The organism is Haliea salexigens DSM 19537 (assembly GCF_000423125.1).
Classification (GTDB): Bacteria; Pseudomonadota; Gammaproteobacteria; order Pseudomonadales; family Halieaceae; genus Haliea; species Haliea salexigens.
In genome coordinates, this window is record NZ_AUHJ01000003.1 from 128,046 (window position 1) to 149,758 (window position 21,713).

At 60.3% G+C, this 21,713-nt stretch carries 22 protein-coding genes and 1 tRNA gene; 9 read left to right on the forward strand and 14 right to left on the reverse strand.

What is annotated here, in order from left to right:
• Nucleotides 1-3 precede the first annotated feature (3 nt).
• Nucleotides 4-501, forward strand: a complete 498-nt coding sequence (locus G533_RS0104800; RefSeq protein ID WP_027948983.1) for an RNA polymerase sigma factor — start codon at nt 4-6, stop codon at nt 499-501.
• A 7-nt stretch (nt 502-508) separates the two neighbouring features.
• Entirely contained in the window at nt 509-1,249 is a 741-nt protein-coding gene (locus tag G533_RS0104805; RefSeq protein ID WP_051229980.1) for a hypothetical protein, read from the forward strand.
• A gap of 301 nt (nt 1,250-1,550) precedes the next feature.
• On the opposite strand, the gene G533_RS0104810 is transcribed toward G533_RS0104805, so the two are convergent.
• From G533_RS0104810 to G533_RS20570, 4 genes are read right to left on the reverse strand one after another with little or no spacing between them, the layout of a single operon-like run.
• Nucleotides 1,551-2,279 (reverse strand): SIMPL domain-containing protein, encoded by a 729-nt coding sequence (locus G533_RS0104810; RefSeq protein ID WP_205622547.1) that lies wholly within the window; start codon nt 2,277-2,279, stop codon nt 1,551-1,553.
• Nucleotides 2,280-2,313: 34 nt separating this feature from the next.
• Nucleotides 2,314-3,642 carry an ATP-binding protein gene (locus tag G533_RS0104815; RefSeq protein WP_027948986.1) on the reverse strand — a complete coding sequence of 443 codons (1,329 nt, stop codon included), beginning with the start codon at nt 3,640-3,642 and terminating at the stop codon, nt 2,314-2,316.
• On the reverse strand, nt 3,639-4,322 hold the full coding sequence (locus tag G533_RS0104820) for a response regulator transcription factor (protein ID WP_027948987.1): 684 nt from the start codon (nt 4,320-4,322) through the stop codon (nt 3,639-3,641). Before G533_RS0104820 ends, G533_RS0104815 begins: the two co-directional genes overlap by 4 nt.
• 3 nt (nt 4,323-4,325) lie before the next feature.
• A complete protein-coding gene (locus G533_RS20570) occupies nt 4,326-4,589 on the reverse strand; it encodes a PepSY domain-containing protein (RefSeq protein ID WP_035526499.1) in 264 nt (87 codons plus the stop codon).
• 712 nt (nt 4,590-5,301) lie between these two features.
• On the opposite strand from G533_RS20570, the gene G533_RS0104835 reads away from it, so the two are divergent.
• Nucleotides 5,302-6,609: an amidohydrolase gene (locus G533_RS0104835; protein ID WP_084638801.1), complete on the forward strand. Its 1,308-nt coding sequence runs from the start codon at nt 5,302-5,304 to the stop codon at nt 6,607-6,609.
• A gap of 27 nt (nt 6,610-6,636) precedes the next feature.
• On the opposite strand, the gene G533_RS0104840 is transcribed toward G533_RS0104835, so the two are convergent.
• Together G533_RS0104840 and G533_RS0104845 are read right to left on the reverse strand one after the other, a co-directional pair.
• Nucleotides 6,637-7,500 carry an LLM class F420-dependent oxidoreductase gene (locus G533_RS0104840; RefSeq protein ID WP_027948990.1) on the reverse strand — a complete coding sequence of 288 codons (864 nt, stop codon included), beginning with the start codon at nt 7,498-7,500 and terminating at the stop codon, nt 6,637-6,639.
• Nucleotides 7,501-7,615: 115 nt separating this feature from the next.
• Nucleotides 7,616-9,574: a flavin-containing monooxygenase gene (locus G533_RS0104845; RefSeq protein WP_027948991.1), complete on the reverse strand. Its 1,959-nt coding sequence runs from the start codon at nt 9,572-9,574 to the stop codon at nt 7,616-7,618.
• A gap of 159 nt (nt 9,575-9,733) precedes the next feature.
• Here G533_RS0104845 and G533_RS0104850 point away from each other — a divergent pair, with 159 nt between their 5' ends.
• The 4 genes from G533_RS0104850 (at nt 9,734) to G533_RS0104865 (ending at nt 14,732) form a co-directional block, all read left to right on the forward strand.
• Complete coding sequence (locus G533_RS0104850) at nt 9,734-11,770, forward strand: TonB-dependent receptor domain-containing protein (RefSeq protein WP_027948992.1); 2,037 nt, start codon at nt 9,734-9,736, stop codon at nt 11,768-11,770.
• A 92-nt stretch (nt 11,771-11,862) separates the two neighbouring features.
• Complete coding sequence (locus G533_RS0104855; RefSeq protein WP_027948993.1) at nt 11,863-12,333, forward strand: Rid family detoxifying hydrolase; 471 nt, start codon at nt 11,863-11,865, stop codon at nt 12,331-12,333.
• Nucleotides 12,330-13,397 carry a pectin acetylesterase-family hydrolase gene (locus G533_RS0104860; protein WP_027948994.1) on the forward strand — a complete coding sequence of 356 codons (1,068 nt, stop codon included), beginning with the start codon at nt 12,330-12,332 and terminating at the stop codon, nt 13,395-13,397. Before G533_RS0104855 ends, G533_RS0104860 begins: the two co-directional genes overlap by 4 nt.
• Nucleotides 13,398-13,427: 30 nt before the next feature.
• Nucleotides 13,428-14,732: a malonyl-CoA decarboxylase gene (locus G533_RS0104865; RefSeq protein WP_027948995.1), complete on the forward strand. Its 1,305-nt coding sequence runs from the start codon at nt 13,428-13,430 to the stop codon at nt 14,730-14,732.
• A gap of 164 nt (nt 14,733-14,896) precedes the next feature.
• On the opposite strand, the gene G533_RS0104870 is transcribed toward G533_RS0104865, so the two are convergent.
• The 5 genes from G533_RS0104870 to G533_RS0104890 form a co-directional block, all read right to left on the reverse strand.
• Complete coding sequence (locus G533_RS0104870; protein ID WP_035526504.1) at nt 14,897-15,193, reverse strand: cytochrome C oxidase subunit IV family protein; 297 nt, start codon at nt 15,191-15,193, stop codon at nt 14,897-14,899.
• A 2-nt stretch (nt 15,194-15,195) separates the two neighbouring features.
• Nucleotides 15,196-15,888 carry a cytochrome c oxidase subunit 3 family protein gene (locus G533_RS0104875; RefSeq protein ID WP_205622548.1) on the reverse strand — a complete coding sequence of 231 codons (693 nt, stop codon included), beginning with the start codon at nt 15,886-15,888 and terminating at the stop codon, nt 15,196-15,198.
• Between the two features lie 135 nt (nt 15,889-16,023).
• Complete coding sequence (gene secF / locus G533_RS0104880; protein WP_027948998.1) at nt 16,024-16,938, reverse strand: protein translocase subunit SecF; 915 nt, start codon at nt 16,936-16,938, stop codon at nt 16,024-16,026.
• 89 nt (nt 16,939-17,027) lie between these two features.
• Nucleotides 17,028-17,357: a hypothetical protein gene (locus G533_RS24450; protein WP_144079793.1), complete on the reverse strand. Its 330-nt coding sequence runs from the start codon at nt 17,355-17,357 to the stop codon at nt 17,028-17,030.
• Nucleotides 17,358-17,495: 138 nt separating this feature from the next.
• Complete coding sequence (locus G533_RS0104890) at nt 17,496-17,954, reverse strand: hypothetical protein (protein ID WP_027949000.1); 459 nt, start codon at nt 17,952-17,954, stop codon at nt 17,496-17,498.
• Between the two features lie 254 nt (nt 17,955-18,208).
• Here G533_RS0104890 and G533_RS0104895 point away from each other — a divergent pair, with 254 nt between their 5' ends.
• A complete protein-coding gene (locus G533_RS0104895; protein WP_084638803.1) occupies nt 18,209-19,135 on the forward strand; it encodes an HDOD domain-containing protein in 927 nt (308 codons plus the stop codon).
• Nucleotides 19,136-19,192: 57 nt separating this feature from the next.
• On the forward strand, nt 19,193-20,818 hold the full coding sequence (locus G533_RS20575; protein ID WP_035526508.1) for a mechanosensitive ion channel family protein: 1,626 nt from the start codon (nt 19,193-19,195) through the stop codon (nt 20,816-20,818).
• A gap of 114 nt (nt 20,819-20,932) precedes the next feature.
• Here the strand turns inward: G533_RS20575 and G533_RS0104905 are convergent.
• The 3 genes from G533_RS0104905 to ihfA all read right to left on the reverse strand — a co-directional run bounded on the left by G533_RS0104905 (nt 20,933) and on the right by ihfA (nt 21,709).
• Nucleotides 20,933-21,009: transfer RNA gene (locus G533_RS0104905), tRNA-Pro, on the reverse strand.
• Nucleotides 21,010-21,063: 54 nt separating this feature from the next.
• Nucleotides 21,064-21,426: a MerR family transcriptional regulator gene (locus tag G533_RS0104910; RefSeq protein ID WP_027949002.1), complete on the reverse strand. Its 363-nt coding sequence runs from the start codon at nt 21,424-21,426 to the stop codon at nt 21,064-21,066.
• Nucleotides 21,404-21,709, reverse strand: a complete 306-nt coding sequence (ihfA, locus tag G533_RS0104915) for an integration host factor subunit alpha (RefSeq protein ID WP_027949003.1) — start codon at nt 21,707-21,709, stop codon at nt 21,404-21,406. Before ihfA ends, G533_RS0104910 begins: the two co-directional genes overlap by 23 nt.
• Nucleotides 21,710-21,713: the final 4 nt, after the last annotated feature.

Consider the following 21,713-nt stretch of genomic DNA (forward strand, 5'->3'; position numbering starts at 1 on the left):
ATTATGCCATCGCTGAGCCACTCACAGCGAGAAGTTCTGATGGCGGAGCTGGGCAGCTTGCGCCGGTTCTGCCTGTCCCTGAGCGGAACGCCGGCCGACGCCGACGATCTGCTGCAGGCGACTGTAGAACGTATCCTGGAAAAAGGCATGCCGGAGGATGCCGATGCTGCGAAATGGGCGTATCGCGTGTGCAGAAACGCCTGGATCGACGAGTTGCGCTCGCGTGAAGTACGCCAGCGGTATCCACTGCAGATGGCATGGGACACGGACGAAGCACCATCGGCCGAGGACGACGCGGATCTCGAGCGCGCCCTGGAAGCGGTCTCCGTGGCGCTCAATGCACTGCCGCCGGAGCAGCGAATGGCGCTCTCACTGGTGGCGGTAGAAGGCAAGAGCTACGCCGAAGCCGCAGACATACTGGAGGTGCCGGTGGGCACCATCATGAGCAGGATCGCCCGCGCAAGGGCAACGCTGCTGAAGAACCGGGATACCCCGGATTGAGGACGATGTGAAAGGCACCATAACGGAACAGGACTGGGAATTACTGTCAGCCTACCTGGACGGCGAGTTGCCGCAGGCAGCGCGCGAGGCCTGTGAGCAGCGCCTGGCGCAGGAGCCCACTCTGGCAGCCAACCTGCAGGCAATGCAGGCGCTGCAACAGCAACTGCACGACACGCTGCACGCCGCCAATACCGCCCGCCCCCTGCCTGAGCATGTTCAATCCCTGCTGGATAAAACGCCGGTCACCATCAACGCCGAGCCACACCGCCTGCACCGCTTTACCCACGGCGGGGCCCGCGGTTTCGCCGTGGCGGCATCACTGGTTGCCGCGGCGGCTCTGCTGCTGGTTCCGCAGTGGCAGCAGGAACCGCAGAGCGACTCCGCAGCACTGCTTTCCGCCGCTCTGGAGAAGGTGCCCTCCAGCGCCGATGACTGGGAAATCCTGCCCGATGGCAGCCGCTTGCGCCCAGTACTCAGCTTTCCCAGCCAGGACGGTAGCTGGTGTCGTGAATACCTGCTGCACAACCCGGAGAAAACCGTCCGTGGCGTTGCCTGCCGCAATGACGGCCAGTGGGAAACCCGTGTCGCCGCGGCGCAAACGATCATGCACGATGCTGAGGGTGACGCCTACCGTCCGGCCAGCGCGGCAGACAGCGACCCGATCGCCACCTTCGTGGAGACCAATGCGAGTGGTGATGCGGCAGGGGCAAAAAGAGAAGCAGGGCTTATTACCAGAAGCTGGCAATAAACCCTGTAGTTCCAGGGCTGGGGGGCTAGCGTTCCCCATCCTGTCCTGAGGCGTTGAACGTCTCATTCCCTTCACATTCAGCCGGTTGGTTAGCACCTTCTGCTTGCTTAGGTTCAGCGGACTTCCAACGAAAATGGAGGCTGGCGGGGAAGGCCGTGTGACCGGGCACCGAAGTGCACAAGCCACTACCCAATCGGCGCTTCGCCGCCCCCTCTAAGTAGTGTTTCACTCCACTTTCACATCTAAGACGTACGACGAACGCCGCTTATTCCCTGCAAGCCTTAATTTTTTTGCGGCCCGCTCACTGCTCCAGGGCGAACGTGACATTTACCGTAATCCGGTAGCTGTTCTCACCGCCGGCAATGGGGACGGAGCCCGCATCCGCCATCATCTCAGTTCTCGCCATCATCATTGGGCGGGGCTGATAGGATTGCTCGGATATCTCGAGAATTCTGCCCAGGCCCACGTCGGCTGCCGCGGTGAGGGTGCGGGCCCTGGCCAGGGCGTCCTGCATGGCGGCACTACGTGCCACGCTCAGCGCCGCGGCCGGATCTTCGTTCAGGAAACGGATCCCGCCACCCTGATTCACGCCGAGACGCACCGACATGTCTATGACGCCTCCGAGGCGGCCAAGATCGCGCACGCGCACACTGAGCGCGTTACTCACGGTGTAACCGACGATACGCGGTGTGGACGGCTCACCCTTCACCTGCGCCGGCTCATCACGGTAGCGTGGCTGAATGGCAAACTGCTCCGTTTGCAGGTCACGCTCCTCGATACCCGCCTTGCGCAGGGCCGCGAGCACCTCCCTCATAGCCGATGAGCTTGCGTCCAGAGCCTGCTGTGCCGTTGGGGCTTCGCGGGCGACGGCAAGCGAAAGCACTGCCATGTCCGGCGGCAGGCTGGCCACACCCTCACCGCTGACGCGGATCTGTGGATAGGGAGCGGTCTCCGCGGCGGCGGCCGGCAGTGCGAGCCCCAACGAGAAAAGTAGCAGTATATAACCGTGAATCAGCCAGGTTTTCATCATGTTTTCTTCCTCCAGCAAAAATGGCCCCAGGCCATCAATTAAAACGCAACCGGACACGCGCCCCGCCTTGCCCGGCTGAATCAATCGTCAGGCCACCCTGATAGCTCGCGGCGATGTCCGCCGTTACTGACAGGCCGATACCCTGGCCCTCGCCGCGGCTATCCGCGCGGAAGCCGCGTTGCAGAATCGCCCGACACAGGGCCGGCGCAACACCCGGCCCGTCATCCTCCACGATAATGTCCAGTGGATTCTCATCGCCACCGGCAGCGCTGATGCGAATACGGCGCTGCGCATATTTGCAGGCGTTGTCCATCAGGTTGCCGAGCATCTCCATGAGGTCACGCTCGTCACCGCGAAACATGCACCCGGCTTCTACCAACAGCTGGATATCAAGCCCGCGCCCCGCATACACCTTGAGCAGGCTGTCGCGCAGGCGCTCCAAAACCGGTGCTACCGGTACCCGCTGCAGCAGGCGCGCACTGCCACCGGTGGCGCGTTGCAATTGATAACTGACGATTTCCTCCATGCGGTCGGTCTGTTCCGCGACCATGGCTGGATAGTCCAGAGCATGCGGGTCCGCTGTTCGAATCACCGCCAGGGGGGTCTTCAGGCTGTGCGCCAGGTCACCCAGGGTGCGCCGCACCCGCTCCCGCCGTTGCTGCTCACCCAGTAAAAGCGTATTCAGATTGCGCGTGAGCACCTGCACCTCACGTGGATAGGGTCGCTGTAGCAATGCTGTTTCACCCGCCTCCAGCCGCGCGATATCCGCTGCCAGCGCTCGCAGGGGTCGCAGCCCCCACCCCAGTATGAGCAACTGGCAGGCCAGCAAGGCGAGCGCGGAGCCGCCGAGCCAGAGCAGCAGGCTGCGCCTGTATTGCGCCAGATCCGCCTCAATCGGTGCGGTTGTCTCCAGCACCGTGAAGCGCAGGGGCACATCTGCCCCGGAGGGCGTTTCCCAGAGTACCTGCAGCGAAACACGCAGCAGCCCGTTGATCCGGGCGCTGGCGCTCCCGCCGGGACGCAAGGGAGGCATTGCCAGCTGTATTGTGCCGAGATCCAGGCCGAGGGCGGAACGAGACGACCATAACAAGGCGCCGGAGGCATCGCTTATCAGCGCGTAGAACCCCGAGCCGGGTTGCGCCAGACGCGGCTCAAGCAGATCGACCGGCATTTCCAGCGCGGCGTCAAACTCGGCCTGCGCCAACAGGTTGAGGAGCTGTAGCTCCAGGCGCTCGGCCTGCGCCGCCTCCAGGCTCAAACGATGACTGCGTTCGAGAAACCAGCCGGTAGCCCCCAGAAACAACGGCAACAGCAGCGCGCTGGCCAAAGAGAGACGCGCTGCGAGCGAGAGCCCACTTCTCACCGTGCCACCGGCACAAGTGCAAACCGATAGCCGGCACCACGCACGGTTTCAATCGGCTGCAGCTGCCCACCGGGGTCCAGCTTGCGCCGCAGGCGTCCAACAAACACCTCAATCACATTGCTGTCACGATCATGGTCCTGTTGATAGAGGTGTTCCGTCAGCTCGGTTTTGGACACCACAGTACCCGCGCGATGAGCCAGATAAGCCAGCGTATTGTACTCATACGCAGTGAGCTCCAGTGCCACGTTGTTGAGGTTGACCGTTCGCGCGCTGAAATCGATAGCAACAGGCCCGTAATCCACCCGTTCGGTTGTGCGCCCGGACACGCGCCGCAACAGCGCGTTCACCCGCGCTTCAAGTTCTTCCAGATAAAAGGGCTTGGTGACGTAGTCGTCGGCACCGGCTTCGAGTCCCTGCACTTTTTCCTGCCAATCGGCGCGCGCGGTGAGTACGAGCACGGGAAACACCTGGCCGGCGAGGCGCCAACGGGAAATCAGTTCGACACCGGGCACGTCGGGCAAGCCCAGGTCCACGATCGCCAGGTCACAGGGGAACTCACGCACGAGATAGTCCGCCTCCGCCCCCTTCTGTGCCTCATCCACCACCCAGCCCTGTGCGCTGAAGTGCGCCGCCAGCCGTACACGCAGCCGGGCGTCGTCCTCCACTACCAGCATGCGCAACTGTCAGCCCTTGACCGTAACAGTGATCACTCGGCCCGATTCGAGCAAGAGCTTCACCCGATAGACGCCGCCCTGCCGGGAAACATTGAGCACCTTGCCACCGTGCTGTGCCCGCGCCTTTGCCGCGGCTTCGCGCGGGGTCATGGTGCTTTTCTGGGCACTGGCGCCCGCCTGTTGCGCCACTGCCGGCGCAGGCGCAAGCCAACCGCCAGCAACGACCAGCACACAAGCAAGCAGCAGGAACACGCCTATACGTTTACCCATCATGGCCCTCACGCGTAACTCCTTCCGGCAGACGCCAAACACACCGCACAGCAGTGTGCCAGATGCCGCCCCCTCAGCGGTAGCGCTGGCTGGCGCCCCCGGAATTTCCGACGCGAGCAGCTTAGTCCCTACAAGCTGAACCGCAGCTGAATGCACCCGGCAAACAAGACGCCCTGCATTCAGGCCCGGTTCAGGCGGCAGGCGCCACTGTGGACATCACAGGCATCGATAGAAGGAGTACAAGCATGCACAAACCCCTGGTTATTTCTGCGTTGCTCGCGTTGCTGGGTTCGGCCTCCGCGGTAGCGGGGCCGGATCCAGCTCACAGGACATTCAAACACTATCACTCCACAGGCCACAAGGTCGTACTGCAGCACAACCATCGACACCACCCTGCGCACGCATACAAGCATAGACACGGGAACGATCTACGCCACTGGCGCAGGGAAGTGTATTCGCACAGCGATAGACGCCGGCACAGCGTAGGCGCCTTTTTGCTGGGCTCCGCCCTGACTTATAGCCTGGTACACGATCATCATGACAGCAGCTGCCGCGAGCGGCACCGCAGCGCGCGCGGGCACGTCGGTCACCGCTGAGCAGGCATCAACGACAAGGAGACCTTGGGGGCGTATGCCCCCTTTTTTCTTCGTGTTTTCTTCAACCCCGCGGACGGTCACGCTACACTCAACAGCGACGACACTGCGGAGACACGCTCATGCACTTCAGATCACTGTTTTTCCCGGCCGCGATGCTGCTCGCTGCCGGCACCGTACAGGCGGCAATCGATAACGCAACACTCGATGCCGCCTACGCCGCCGTGGAGCCACGCGTCATTGAGTGGCGCCGCGACCTGCACCAGAACCCCGAGCTTTCCAATCGCGAATTCCGCACCGCAGAGAAAGTGGCGGAGCACCTGCGCGCCCTGAAATTCGACACTGTTGAAACAGGTGTGGCACACACAGGCGTGGTGGGCACACTGCGCGGCGGCAAGCCCGGGCCGGTGATCGCGCTGCGCGCGGACATGGATGGATTGCCCGTACAGGAGCAAACCGGGTTGCCCTTCGCTTCCAGTGCCCGCGGCGAATACATGGGCAAGGATGTGCCGGTCATGCACGCCTGCGGCCACGACACCCACGTCGCCATGCTGATGGGCGCTGCACACATACTGGCGCAACACCGCGAGGAGCTGGCCGGCACCGTCAAATTCATCTTCCAACCCGCTGAGGAAGGCGCACCGCCCGGTGAGGAAGGCGGCGCAGCACTGATGGTGAAAGAGGGGGTTCTGGAAGGCCCCGATGCACCGGAGGCTATCATTGGCCTGCACGTCTGGCCCGATGATGCAGGCTCGCTGGTGTATCGCAGTGGCAGCTTTATGGCCGCGGCCGACAGTATCGAAATCACCATCACCGGACGCCAGACTCACGGCTCCTCGCCCTGGCTGGGCGTTGACCCCATCTACGTTGCAGGCCAGGTACTGAGCGCGCTGCAGGGCATACCCGGGCGCCACATCGATATCACCCGCGGCCCTGCCGTGCTGACCATTGGTAGCATTCAAGGCGGTGTGCGCGGCAATATCATTCCCGATGACGTGACGATGCTGGGCACTGTCAGAACCTTCGACCGCGGTGAGCGCGAGCGCTTGCTGGAGCGCCTGCGGGCAACGGTCACAGCCATTGCCGAAGCGAACGGTGCCAGTGCCACCGTCGATGTCACCTACTCTACACCCGTGACCGGCAATGACCCGCAGTTACTGCGCCAGATGATGCCAACCCTGGTCAGGGCGGCGGGGGAAGACCGCGTTTTCGAAGGCAACCTGATTACCGGCGCTGAGGACTTCTCCTACTACCAGGAACACATCCCCGGCATGTTCATCATGCTGGGCGTGGGTGACCCGTCGGTACCGCGCAGCGAGCGTCCGTCCAACCACTCACCCTTCTTCACCGCGCAGGAAGACGCGCTGATTGTGGGTGTGCGCACACTGGTGGGCTTTGCCATGGACTACGCAGAGCGCGGCGGGCTTTAACCCCCGCAAGCGCCTGCCGCAGCGTCGTCAGGCGTTGATCTGCGGGATCAATCCGGCGAACTTGTCGATCAGTGGCATGATTTTTTCGGGTTGGTCCCACATGTCCACTGCAACACCGATGACCACCCGCTCAACACCCATGTCACGGTAGCGCCTGAGCGTGTCCAGATCGGGCGTTATCAGCGTTTGCAGGGTCACCGGCACAGCGTCCGGGTCACGACCATTGGCCGATACCTGGGCGCGAAACGCACTGAGCCCTTCCGCCACATCACCCATGGCCACATCCACCGGCATCCAACCGTCTGCCCACTGTGCGGCATGCTTCACGCCGAGTGGTCCCATGGCGCCGAAAATCACCGGCGGCCCCCCCGCCTGGGCCGGTTTCGGGTTGCACCAGACCGGGTCGAAATCGATATAGTCGCCGTGGAACTCCGCCTCGTCGTCGCGCCATAGCGCGCGGGTGGCCATCACCGTCTCACGCATCACCCCGTAGCGCTTACCCCAGGGCTGCTGTGTGCAGTTGGCAAACTCTTCCTCGTTCCAGCCGACACCGGTGCCGATCATCAGCCGCCCGCCGCTGAGGCGATCGAGGCTGGCGATGGTCTTGGCCTGGGAGAACAGTTCGCGCTCCATCAACAGGGCGATACCGGTGCCCAGCTTCAGCGTGGTGGTGACCGAGGCCGCCGCCATTAACGTGATGTAGGGGTCACCCATGAGCTTGTAGGCTTCCGGCAATTCATCACCTGCCGGATACGGCGTTTTTCGCGAAACCGGGATGTGGCTGTGTTCACCGGTCCACAAGGATTCAAAGCCGCGTTCCTCCAGCGCTCGCGCCAGGTCGCGCGGGTCCGGATCGTGCGGGGTGTTCATGAAACTGAAGCCCAGATGCATGGGGACTCTCCTTCCCTCTCGTTTATTGTTGCGCCGTCAAACGGCGCCTGAACACGCAGTGCATTTTACACAGAATACTGGAGCTACCGGACGCTGCACAGCCACCGGGAGCCATTCACTGCAACAGGAAATCGTCGGGGTCTGCGTGGCGAGTCATCTTCCAGTAATCGATGATACGGAAGGGCAGATTGGCCGTCACTCGGCCCGAAGCGTTCTTGTACCAGTTATCGACCAGCGGTGACCCCCACGCCGTACCCGCATTCACGGCGTCAACACGCTCATTGTAACGGTCGTGCACATCCTGGCGGCACTCCAGGCTCTGCAGGTCATCCTCCAGCAACAGGCGGATGCACTCCAGAATATAGTGCACTTGGGACTCCGCATTGTGCGCGATGCTGCCGGCCACCACGAGGTTGGTATTGGGGCCGTAAATGCAGAACAGGTTGGGGAAGTTGGGTACCGTAATGCCCAGATAGGCACGACCATTGGTTTCCGCCCACTGCGTGTTCAGCTGCACACCGCCGCGACCGGTGAATTGCATGGGGAAAAGAAAACGGTCCGCATGAAAACCGGTGGCGCAGACAATGGCGTCTACCGCGTGATGCCGCCCGTCTTCGGTCAGCACACCCTGCGCGTCAACAGCGCGGATACCCGTGGTGACCACCTCCACATTGTCGCGTTGCAGCGCCTCCAGATAGCAACCGTTGTCCTGCAGAATACGTTTGCCAAACGGGGGATAGGTGGGCAACACTTTCTCCAACAGTTCCGGATCCTGTATCTGTGACTGTATCCAGGCGGTCAGGGCTTCGCGCATGGCGTCGTTGGAGGCACTTACCGAGCGGGTACTGCGCCATTCAGGGTCCACCAGAGTCTGGTTATACACGCCTTCAACCGACGTGTAGAACAACCAGAAACGGTACCACTTGGAGTAGTACGGCAGTTTTTCCAGCGCCCAGCGCTGCCCCGCTCCCACCTCGGTGTGGTAGCCGGGGTTGGGAAACATCCACACCGGTGACCGCTGCAGCGCCACCAGCTGTGAAGCCGTTGCCGCCAGTTCCGGGATGATCTGGAACGCACTGGCGCCCGACCCGATGACCGCCACCCGCTTGCCGGCGAGATCCAGCCCCTCGGGCCAGGCGCCGGAGTGCACAACCGGGCCATCGAAGTCGGCAAGGCCGGGAATCTCCGGCATTTTTGGTCGATTCAGCTGCCCTACTGCACTGATGACGGCACGTGCCGAGAGCACAGATTCCACACCCTGCCCATCGCGCACCTGCACCTGCCAGCAGGCGGCGTCTTCATCGTAGTGCGCCGCGACGACCTCAGTGCTGAATCGAATATGGGGCGTTACCTCGAAACGCCGCGCGCAGCTGTCGAAGTACGCGCGAATCTCATCTGCCAGCGGGAAGTGGCTGCTCCAGGCGTGATTCGGGGCAAACGAGTAACTGTAGCTATGCCCGGGGACATCCACCCTGCACCCCGGATAGCGGTTTTCAAACCAGGTACCGCCCACGCCAGGGTTCTTCTCAATAATCGTGTAGGGGATTCCGGCCTCTGCCAGGCGTATGCCCGCAAGCACTCCCCCCATGCCAGCGCCAATCACGACCACAGGGAATTGCGCCGCCCGCGCCTTGAGTTCCGGATCATCGAACTGCAGACCGCGCCGGTCAACACCGTCGAGCGCGACCTCTTCATCGATAAACTCGAGGTATTCCGGATCGACGTCCGCGCCACACATGAAGCGGTAGAGGGCCTGAATGGTGTCAGCGGTAAGCGGTTCGAGAGGACAACCACGCGCTTGCCAGTCGGCAATCGCAGACAGTGCCCAGTGGTGTACCTGCGCCACCTGAGCCGCTGTGTAGCCGCCCTCCAGCAAATCCTCACCGTCCTCGGCACCGGCCGCCACCACGTCCAGCGTGCGCGGTGTCGGCAATTCGTCCAGCAATGCGGTGTCACCTGTCATATGCACCACTGACATGACCAGCGCTGCCGTATTCAGTTCCTTGAGATAGTCGGTAATTACCTCCGTACTTTCCGTGATCGGCTGCAGTTCGGGCGTGGAAGGCAAGGTCATGGGAGCAACTCCGGGGCGACATACAACCCATGATAATGCATCGGTAAGGTTGTCTTGTCCTCCTTCAAATGGGTGAGAGGTGCGCCAATATGTCGCATTCCACCGGGCACGAGGATTTCTATAATGTGCGCCCGAATACGCCAACGAGGACACCGACCCATGCCACTGGACCGCACCCCCCATGCGCTGGCAACAGCCGTATTTCTCGCCAGTGCCGCCCTCGTTGCTCCTGTGCAGGGGCACGACCTGGCCATTGAGCTGGTCGAGGTGACTGCGCGCGCAGAACCTGCCGGTGGCAACACGCTGCTCAGCGAGACGCCCATTACGCGCCCCACGCACGACGCTGGCGAACTGCTGCGCTCGGTAACCGGCATGACCGCGCTGCGTCGCGGCGGCCGCGGGTTCGACCCGATTATCCGCGGGCAGAGCCAGAGCAACCTCAACGTCATCGCCAACGGGGCCTACAGCTACGGCGCCTGCCCCGGGCGCATGGACCCACCAAGCACCTATGTTGGCGTGGACAGCTTCGACTCCGTGTCCGTGATCAAGGGTCACCGGTCGGTCATCTATGGGGCGGGCGGTAGCGGCGGCACGCTGATCTTTGAACACCTGCGCCCGGAGCTTGGCAGCAATGGCATGACCGGGTCATTCACGACCGGTTACACCGGCAACTCGGACCTGAGCAGTGTGGGGGGGGACTTCGCAGTCGGCAACGAAAAAGGCTACGTGCGCGTCTTTGGTGCCATTCGGGAATCCGACAACTACGAAGACGGCAATGGCGATCGCGTGGCATCGGCCTTTGAATCGACCAGCGCCGGGTTGGTTGCGGGCATTGATCTACAACCCAACACCTACCTCGAAATCAGCCATGAGCAGGCCAGCGAAGATGATGTCTGGTATGCCGGCAACGGCATGGATGCCGTATTCGCCGATTCGGCCAGCACCAGTGCCAAATGGGTGCAGCGATCTGTGGGCGCCATCGACACGCTGGAGCTGACCGCCTACCTCAGCGATGTCGATCACCTGATGGACAACTACAGCGTACGCAACCGCTCCATGATGCCAAATGGCGCAGCAGCGCCGTCGACGTCGACCACATGGGGTGGCCGGCTGCTGGCGACCGTAACAACGGAGCAGGCCGAGCTGCGCAGCGGCATTGACTACCGCGCGAATGACCGCAACGCTGACTTGTACATGGACATGGGCAAGGATGGCAGTTACGACATGCTGGTCGCGCGTATGTGGCCTGCAGCCGAGCAACGCCAGGCGGGGCTGTTCGCGGAGATGGACTATCGCAGCAGCCCAGACGACACGCTGCGCCTCGGGCTGCGCCTGGACCAGTTCGATTCTCAGGTGCGTGAAGCCACGTTGAGTGCCGGCATGATGGGCAGTGCAACACCGATTCGCCTTTACGAGCAGTTCTATAACACCACCGAGACACGCACCGATGACTACGGCCTAAGCGCGGTGCTGGGCTGGGACCGGCGTCTGGACCCGGCGCATACGGTGAGCGTGAACCTGAGCCGCTCGGTACGCACACCGGACAGCTCGGAACAGTGGATAGCGCGCAGCGCCAATGGCGCGTTCTGGGTGGGCAACCCCAAACTGTACGCCGAAATCCACCAGCAACTGGACCTGACGCTGATGCATGAAAGCGGCCGGTTGAGTTGGAATGCAAGCGTGTTCGTGGATGAGGTTAACGACTACATTGAACGCTATGCTGAGGGCAGCGCCGACCTCTACCGCAATATCGACGCCACACTGTTCGGCTCGGAGCTCGATGCCGCCCTGCAGATCAGCGAGCGCTGGCGTGCCCGAATGGGTATTGCCTACACCCGCGGCCACGGCGACAACGGTGATCTGGCGCAGATTGCCCCTCTGGAAACACGCCTGAACCTGGACTACCAGCACGCAGACTGGGCCCTGGGACTGGAGTGGGTCACTGCGCAGCGTCAGAACCATTTCGACCCGGCAGTCGACGTTGACGCGGCCACGCCGGGCTTTGGCGTACTGCATCTCTACGGCCACTGGAACCTGACCGGTCAGCTGCTACTGGAGGCGGGTGTTGAGAACCTCTTTGACAAAGCCTATGCGTACCATGTGAACGCGGGCAACCTGGACCCGTTCAACCCGGAAGCGGTACGTGTCAATGAGCCCGGAAGACAGGGCTGGGTGAAGCTGCGCTACGCATTCTGACCGCGAACGGACAGGTGAGGGTTGTTTACTGCACCGCGCAACCGGGATAATGTCGCAGCGCTGCTCCGTTCATAGCCCTGAGGATCTTCCCGATGCGTAAACACCTGCGTACCCTTGCCGCCAGCGTACTGTTGGCAGCGACCACCCTCTCCAGCTCATACGCCGCCGAGGTTGAATTCCTCAACGCCAGTGGCGCACTACCCGCGAACCTGCCGTTCTCCGATGCTGTGCGCGTCGGGAATCTGTATTTCCTCTCGGGGCAGCTGGGGGTTAAACCCGGCACGATGGAGCTGGTGCAGGGAGGCATGGAGGCAGAAGCACGGCAAACCATGGAAAACATCGCTACCGTACTCAAGGCCAATGGCCTCGCCATGAGTGATATCGTCAAATGCACCGTGATGCTTGCGGACATGGCCGACTGGGGCGCTTTTAACGAGGTCTATCGGAGCTTCTTCACGCCACCCTACCCGGCGCGTAGTGCCTTTGGCGCTACGGGACTGGGCCTCGGCGCTCGCGCCGAAGTGGAGTGTATTGCCGCAGATCGCGACGCAACCGCGCCATGAGTTCGCTGCGAGCAGTTTTCTGCGCCCTGCTCGGTGGCGCGCTCGCTATTGCGCCATTTATTGCCGGTGCTCAGGATAGCGACCCTTGGGAAACCATTTACCCGGGAGGCGACACCCAATGCGCCACCGGCACTCCCTACAGCTTCCATGTGCGCCGGGCAAACCCGGAAAAAGTCATGATTTTCTTCAATGGCGGCGGCGCCTGCTGGAGCACGGGCAGTTGCGATATCAGCGGGAAGCCCACCTACCGCCCCTTCGCCAATGCCGAGGCGGGCAACGACCCTCGCCACTACGATGGTGCCTTTGCCCTGAATAACCCCGAGAATCCGTTTCTGGACTGGTCTCAGATCTTCGTATCTTACTGCACCGGGGACGTGCACCTGGGCACGGCGGAACGCGAATACACCCGGGAAGACGGCACCCGCTTCACCATCGCGCACCGTGGGTGGGCAAACAGCAGCGCAGCACTGGAGTACCTCTTCAGCAGCTTCCCTGCACCCGAGCACGTGGTCGTATCAGGTGGCAGCGCAGGTGCGCTGTCATCACCCCTGTTCGCCGCGCTCATCGCGAGACACTACAACGAGGCGCAAGTCACCCATTTCGCCGGTGGTGCCGGTGGCTACCGTCTGCCGGCGCCTGCCGCGTTATGGCAGCAATGGGGTGTGTTCGCCGCGTTCCCCGATTGGTACAACGCGCGGGGCGAGACGCCTGAGACACTGACCATGCCGGACCTCTATCGGCTGGCCGCTGACGCTGCGCCCGGGGTACGCTTTCACCTGTTTGACCACGCCTATGACGCCGTACAGGAAGATTTTCTGCGCATGCTCGGCTACCCCGCCGACCTGCTGCCCGGCCTGGATGCCAACGTCGCCGAATTACAGGCAGAGATCCCCTTACTGCGCAGTTATGTCAGTGCCGGGGAATTTCATACCCTGCTGCGTTACAGCGAGCTCTACAGCCGCGGCACTAATGACGTGAGAGCCGTTGACTGGGTCCGGTCCATCATCAACGGCGAAACCGTAGACGATGTGCATTGCACTGCGCCTGCGGGCTGCCGCCAGTAGCGCCGCCGCACACACCCACAGGAACACCGCATGGTTATCAACCGCTGGCTGAACTCCGTCGCCTCCGCAGGCAAAAACCTGCTGCGCCGATCCACACGGGAACGCAATTCGATGGCGTCCCTGTGCAGCGAACTGTACTCCAACAAGGGCGAAGCCCTGGGCATCGCCCTGGCCGACGAGGTGGTCAACGCCTATGCCACACTCGACAGCGAAGAGAAAAAAACATTCTTCAACGTGTTACTGCGCGACTACAGCCCCGACCCGGAATTGATCAACCGCTGTGCTGAAGCGTACCGCAGCGCGCTCACACCCGAGACCTACCGCGCCCTGGCGCAGGCGGTTGAATCGCCGCGACAGACCCTGTTCAGGCGCATCAACATGGCGCCGACCGGAACTCGCACCGTCATTGACATGCGCGAGGACCTGCTACAACACCTGTCCGAGCACCCGGAGTTGCGCCTGGTCGATGATGACCTACAGCATCTGCTGACGTCCTGGTTTAACCCGGGCTTCCTGCAACTGCGCACCATGGACTGGGACAGCCCCGCAGCTGTGCTGGAGAAGCTGATCGAATACGAAGCCGTGCATGAGATGCAGGGGTGGGACGACCTGCGGCGACGCCTGGATGCGAAAGACCGGCGCTGCTTCGGGTTTTTCCACCCGGCTTTGCCGGACGAGCCACTGATTTTCGTCGAAGTCGCGCTTGTCCCGGCGGTATCCAGTTCAGTGCAAACCATCCTCGCACCCCACGAAGGGCTCGTTGCACAGGAGCGCATCAGTACCGCGATTTTCTATTCCATCAGCAACTGCCAACCCGGTCTGCGCGGCATCAGCTTCGGTAATTTCCTGATCAAACAGGTGGTAATGCGCCTCAAGGAAGACATGCCGCAACTCACCGAGTTCGCCACGCTTTCGCCCATACCCGGATTCCGCAAATGGCTGAACTCAGTACTGGCCAACGATCAACAACCGCTGCTCTCAGCAGAAGATGCCTCACTCCTCACCGCCCTGGACACACCGCGCTGGCTGGAAGACACGGCCCTGCAGGCACGACTCAAGCCCTTGCTGATGCGGCTCTGCGCACGCTACCTGCTGCGGGAAAAACGCGGCACTGCCCCACTCGACCCCGTGGCGCGCTTTCATCTGGGCAACGGCGCCAGCGTGGCCCGGCTCAACTGGCTGGGTGACACGTCCGCCAAGGGCCTGCAGCAGTCTGCCGGCCTGCTGGTGAACTACGCCTACGACCTGGAGGAAGTTGAAGAGCACCACGAGGCATTCCTCAACCGCGGCGAAATTGCCTGCGCGTCCGCCGTCAAAAAACTGCTGGGGAGTTGAGACCGCTCACCAGCGGGTAGTGGTCACGGCGTGAACTCATCCTGTTTGTCCGCGACCCACTGCCTGGCGAGGACATTACTGTGAACTGGCGCAACGCGGGAATGTGAGGCGGGTAACGCGCCCTACACACCACGGGTTTACCCGGACCTTCCCGGTGACTACTCCTAATTCAAACCCGCGAAAAAGTAAGCAAGAAAAATCAGCATAATAGTTGCCGATAGCAGGGTGACAAAACTGCCCTTCCAACCGGCACTGGAAACCCGCAGGTTAAGATAAATCATCAATATTTGCTGGGCCTTGAAGCCGGCACTTGCAAGTACAATGGCGATAACCCACATCGGCAGTGGTTGCCACCCTGATTGGCTGCCCAATTGCGCCGACGCCATAGCCAATAGCGTCAGCACCATCAGCAGTAACCAGGTGATTAGCAGGCGTTTGGTGCCCGGCAGTGTGTCATTCATACTTATCTCAACAGGTACAGTAATGGATAGAGCAGCACCCAGATCAAATCCACCAAGTGCCAAAACGCGGTTACGATTTCAACATTGACGCGCGACGTTCGCCAGCTCGCCAATGCGAGCAAGGCCAGGCCGTACACCACATGGGCGAAATGAAAGCCCGTCAGCAAATAATAATAGGTAAAGAAACTATCAGTTTCAGGCGTCAGGCCCGCGCTGAATTTATCGATATATTCCAGCACTTTGATGAAGCAGAAAATCACGCCCAGCACCATCGCCAGGCCCAGCCACTGGCGGCAACGTCGCTTGTTGTTATCTGCGATTGCCTGTATAGCAAAGGCGGCACACAAGCCGCTGGTGAGCAGCACCATGGTATTCAAACCGCCGGTCAGAGGATCGAGCAATTGCTGGGAGGCGTTGAACAATGCGGGATCAGCAGCGCGCTGCCACGCGTACAGCACAAAGAACGCTGAAAACACCAGCATCTCGCTGAGAATAAACACCCACATCAACGGGTTACCGGGCAGCGAAGAGAAGGGCCCCCAGTCGTCTTTTTTCGCTGTGGTCAAACGTGTTTCCTCACACCAAACCAACGGCTTTTTGGTGCATCGATAGGCAACAGCCCTGACAAGCCAGCCAATCGCGATACTGTCACGATTGTAAACATTTTCACTCCCCACAACGAGATTGTGGCGCATTAGTCTATCATTACTGCGGTTTTCTACTCCATCAGCAACTGCCAACCCGGCCTGCACACACCACGCTGACTGGGTGGCAACGCCCGCCGTCAAGAAACTGCTGGCGAGCTGAAGGCGCTCGCCAGCGGGTAGTCGTCACGGCGTGAACTCATCCTGATCAGCGCCATCGCGCACCGGCAACATCAAGTCTTCCTTGGTGACCCCCAGCATCAAGAGAATATTGGATGCCATGTAAATGGACGAGTAGGTTCCCACCGTAACGCCCACCAACAGCGCGAGGGCGAAACCGAAGATCATGTCGCCGCCGAAAATCGCCAGTGAAACCAGCACCAGCACGGTGGTCAGAGATGTCACCAGCGTGCGTCCCAGCGTTTCCGTAATCGATCGATTCACGACCTCCATTGGCGACAGGCCGCGCAGCTTACGGAAGTTCTCGCGGATGCGGTCATACACCACAATGGTATCGTTCAGAGAGTAGCCAATAACCGCGAGAATGGCCGCCAGGACGGTAAGATCAAACTCCAGCCCGGTGAGCGAAAAGAAGCCCAGTGTGATAACAATATCGTGCACCAGCGCAATCACCGCACTGACCGCGAACTTGAGCTGAAAGCGGAATGCAATGTAGAGGGTAATCAGGCCAAGCGCCAGCAGCATTGCCAGCCCCCCCTGCTCGCGCAGTTCGTCGCCAACCTGCGGGCCCACAAACTCCGTGCGCCGTAGTTCCACCCCACCAGTGGCATCCTGCCGCAGCAGTTTCAGCACAGCATCGCCCGCCATCTCGGTATGCCCTTGAGGCAGGCGAATCAACACGTCCCGGTCTGTACCGAATGCCACAACGATGGCACCGGGAAAACCACCTTGCTCCAGACCCGCCCGCACACGGGCCAGTTCCGCTGTTTCCGCAAAATGCACTTCAACCAAGGTGCCACCAGTAAAATCGAGGCCCCAGGCCAACTGCCGGGTAAAGAAAGACGCTACCGACAGCAATAAAAAGCCGACAGAAATAGCCAGCGCAATCCTGCGCCAACCCATAAAATCAATGACACGCATGAGTAATTACTCGCGAAGATGTACCCAATATTCCAGCGCAACCAATACCGGTGGACCGGGTATCGTGCGCCGCACAGCAAAGGCCTTGCTCAGCTGACTGTGGGTGGTCCCTGGGGTACGCGCGAGGAACGTGTGATGTGCAGGCGCAGCGCGCCTGCCGCAAGCGGGAATGCCCTTATGCTCTCCGGGAGAAAAGCCGCAAAAGGCGTGAGGCGAGATGCTACCAGCTCGACATCATCTGGATTATCGAGGGACCGGCTTTCTGCGGGAAGTGCAACGCCCGTATCAAAAAACGGCTCCAGCTGTCCCTGACTCGCCGGCTGCTGCTCCGAGATCAGTAACCCCCCGATCAGGGCGAGCGTTAGCAGCAGGTGATTACCACAGAGTGCAACGGGTGCCAGCCAGCGGATAATAGACATTGTGACTTGATGGACTCGGTCAGCAGATTGGCGTTGTTATACTCGCCTCTCGGGAAGACCGCTAGACGGAATTTTACCGGTTTGCGCGGGAAGCAAGCAGAAGACCGGGGGCAACCCCGGCCTCCGCGATGTCGCCGGTTATTCGCGGAACTTGAGAACCTGTAGCAGTGAGGAACCCTGAACTTCACGGTATTCTGCACGATTACCGCTTTCATCCACCATCGCCTGCTCGCTCTTTTCACTCCACGCGGCGTATTCCTTCTGACGCTTTTCACCCTCGGCACCACTGGGAACACTCTCAATGATGCGAATAATGTAGAGGTCTGGCTCCCCCTTGCGGGCGTGCACGTTGGACAGTATCACATAGTCTTTGATCCAGCCTTTTGACTTGGCGAACTCACTATTTTTACGCCATTCATCCGAGAGCCACTTCGTATATTTCCAACTACCGCCATCCTTTACATCGACTGCCGTCACGTCCCAATAATCGGCGCCGTACATGGGCCATTCTTCCTCCGTCATAGCCTGCGTAGACAGCAGCAGCGATACAGCGCCCAGAACGAGTCCGCCAAAAACGTTTTTATCAATTATTCTCATTGACTGTTTCCTCATGCGGCAAGCCGCATAGTGTGTTGTGCTGTATCGAACTCGGCCACAGCATGGACGAATTCGAACCCTGGCTGCTTCGCAGCCTTCACTGAGTGTAGTCGTGTACAGCAGTTCGCGCGAAGTTTGATGATAGAGGGCATGAGAGGAACCGCACCGCCTGTAGCCAACAGCACCGGTCGCACACCACAGGCCACATTTTTATTTTATACTCGAGTTAAATAGATGGGGCTCAGGGCTACAACATGGAAAAAGTGATACGGGATATTTCCTCCAAGCATCTCAATCCATTTAAAGAGGAGCCGGAGGAGAAGGTGGCGCAGGAGCGGGTCATCGATCAGAACGCGCTGGAATTCGTCAAACAACTTGCCTCCGACCTACAGCAGGGGGAGTTCGACCTTCCGCCCTTCCCGGACACCGCACTGCGAGTACAGCAGTGCATCAGGGACCCTGCGGCGGACAACCGTTCACTCGCTGCAGTGATCGCAACGGAGCCCGCTCTCGCCGCACGACTGATGCGCATGGCAAACTCGGCGCTGATGCGGCGCGGCCCCATGGAAGTCACCGACATACCCACCGCAATCTCGCGCGTCGGCATGACCATGGTACAGAATGCGGCCATGTCTTTTGCCGCCAGGGAGGCCTTCAAGGCCCCGCCCGGCAGTGCCTGCGTCGGCGAGTTGAACAGCTTGCGGCAGACCAGCGTCAAGGTGGCAGCAATCGCCTATGTGCTGGCGAAGGAGGCACCTAGCCTGCGCAAACCCGACGAGGCCATGCTGGCTGGCTTGCTGAGCTCGGTGGGCAAGTTCTACATTTACACCAAGGCCGCCGATCACGTCGAATTGTTCGCCGACCGCCGTGCGCTGGATCGCCTGATCGCGCAATGGCACACCGGCGTCGCCCGCGCCATTGTCGAATCCTGGCAGTTTCCAGATACCGTTGCCCAGGCTGTCGACGAACAGGAAGTTAAAGAAAAGAACCGCATCGACGGTGCAGACTTGAGCGACGTGTTGCTGATTGCGAACATCATCGCCCGCGCTGGCGTCAAGGCAGCGGAGCACCTTGGGGACCTGGATTCACTGGCGCGGCTGAGAATGGACGCAAATACACTGCGCGCTACGCTGGAAGCCGGCGAGGATGATATTCAGTCGATGATGTCTGCGATGTCGTGACAGAGAGTGCTTCAGCCCAATGTCTGGAGCAAGCGGGCAAGATTAAGGAAAAGTACTATGTTGCGCTACCTGATCGGACTGCCCCTATTGTCCTTACTCATTACCGCTGCCGTGTGGGCACAACCCGCGGTGCAAGAACCCGGCGTGTCTGCGCGCGAATTGCTGGAGGCAGAGAAGCAGGTCGAGGAACTGGTAGAGCGGCGTACTTCCACAGACAAGACGGCGGCCAATGAGCAGGCAACTCCACTTGCTGCAATGCTGGGCCTGAGAGCCGCCATCCGCGCCAATGACTATGAGGCCTTTGGGAAATTCCTGGACAGGCGCTACATCGAGGAGGAACTCGAGTCATATACCGACCAGCAATTGTTAAAGGCGCTGAGCTACGTTTTCAACCGCCAGAATATTATCGACCTGACTGCACTCAGCGATAGTCCCGACGGGCGCCGCAACGACGGGTTGCCTGACTACCGCGACCAGATTGGCACGGTGAACCTGGTTAAAGAGTCCATTCCCGTTTATCTGCAGCGTGTGCCCGACGGCAAGGGCGGCAGCGTATGGAAGCTTTCGAACGCGACCGTCTCAAGGATTCCCGATATGTGGAATGAGCTGGGCTACAGCGATACAGCACTGAGACTCGGTCAATGGCTACCCGACTTCCATGTGATGGGTATGGAGAACTGGCAGGTTGCAGGGCTGCTGCTGTTTTTCCTGCTGGCCTGGCCTCTGGCCAGCCTGATCAGCTATCTGCTAATGCGGATTGCACTTCTGATACCCAACCGCTTCCCGTTGGGTATTCAGCAGTTTTTCCGTCGACCGATGCGGTTTTTCATCTTCATTTTGATTGCCCGCCTCCTGATCGACAAGCTTGGCCTGTCGATGACAGCGAGCATATTGCTGGATTCTTCCGGCATTGATTACATCGCATTCACGGTCCTGCTTATGGGGCTTCTGTCTCTACTGCGTGACTACCAGATACGCAAAATGCAGCATGCCGGGAATACACATTATGTTGCCCTGCTGAAACCATTCACCATTATCGCCAAGATACTGGTCATCACCATCATCGCACTGTATTGGGCAAAGCAGGCCGGCTTCGATATGTCGACCATTTTGGCCGGCCTGGGTGTGGGATCGCTGGCAGTGGCACTGGCAGCGCAAAAGACCCTGGAAAACCTGATTGGCGCGATTACACTTTACACCGCCCGCCCCGTCAGCGCCGGTGACCTCTGTCGCTTCGGCGACGTGGTTGGCGTCGTTGAGGAAATAGGGCTTCGCTCAACGATCATTCGCACACTCGACCGCTCAATAGTGGTGATACCGAACTCCATGTTTTCCTCTGTCGAGATCGAAAACTTCTCCCGGCGCGACCGCATCCGCTTTTACCGCCACTTCCGCTTTGAGGTGCCCACTCCAGATCAGATGCGCTCAGTACTGGCCGCGGTTCGCGCGCTACTGCAAAGCCACGAACAGGTTGTGGACGATACAGTCAGTGTCCGGTTCGAGAACATTGTGGATGCGAATGCGGTGCTGCGAGTGGACGCGGCCGTTGCCACAACGGATTACCAAACATTTCTGCGGGTGGCCGAAGAAATCAACCTGGGCATGCTGGACATTGTTTCGCGCGCCGGCGCACACTTTACTGGCCCGGCCCAGTTGCATCAGGAGCCGATGAACAAACAATAAACAGGGTTTGGTGAAAATCGGTCTGCCACCCGTTATGTGAGTAGAGCCGAGCCGGGCCGATATACAGAAAAGCCCTGATTGACAGGGCTTTTCGGAGGTTGCCAGATGGGTAATTGGTCGGGACGGCAGGATTTGAACCTGCGACCACCACACCCCCAGTGTGGTGCGCTACCAGGCTGCGCTACGCCCCGAGAAGTCGCGAATGCGAGGCCGGCATTATACTGAATGGGCCTCTGATGACAAGCCTATTTACCCGGCGCGAGCACCTTGAGTACATCTTCCAGCTCTTCAATGGTCTCTTTGATAACCGCCTGCATATCCAGCTGCAGCGCATCGGGCTCTTCAGTGGTCATGCGCTGGCGCGCGCCACCGATGGTGTAGCCCTGATCGTAAAGCAGGCTGCGAATCTGGCGGATGGTGAGCACGTCTTCACGCTGGTAATAGCGGCGATTGCCGCGGCGCTTGACCGGCTTGAGCTGCGGAAACTCCTGCTCCCAGTAGCGCAGCACGTGCGGCTTCACCGCACACAGCTCGCTCACTTCGCCAATGGTGAAGTAGCGCTTGCCCGGGATGGCGGGTAATTCGTTATTGTGACTCGGTTCCAGCATATTCTTCTACTCGCGCCTTCAACTTTTGCCCTGGACGGAAAGTGACTACCCGCCGCGCTGAAATGGGAATTTCCTCCCCCGTTTTGGGGTTGCGACCCGGACGCTGGCTTTTATCGCGCAGATCGAAATTACCAAAGCCCGAAAGCTTCACCTGCTCGTTGCCCTCCAGGCTGGCACGGATTTCCTCAAAAAACAGCTCCACAATCTCCTTGGCCTCACGTTTGTTGAGCCCCAGCTCTTCAAACAGGCGTTCGGCGATTTCGGATTTGGTGAGAGCGGTCATCGTC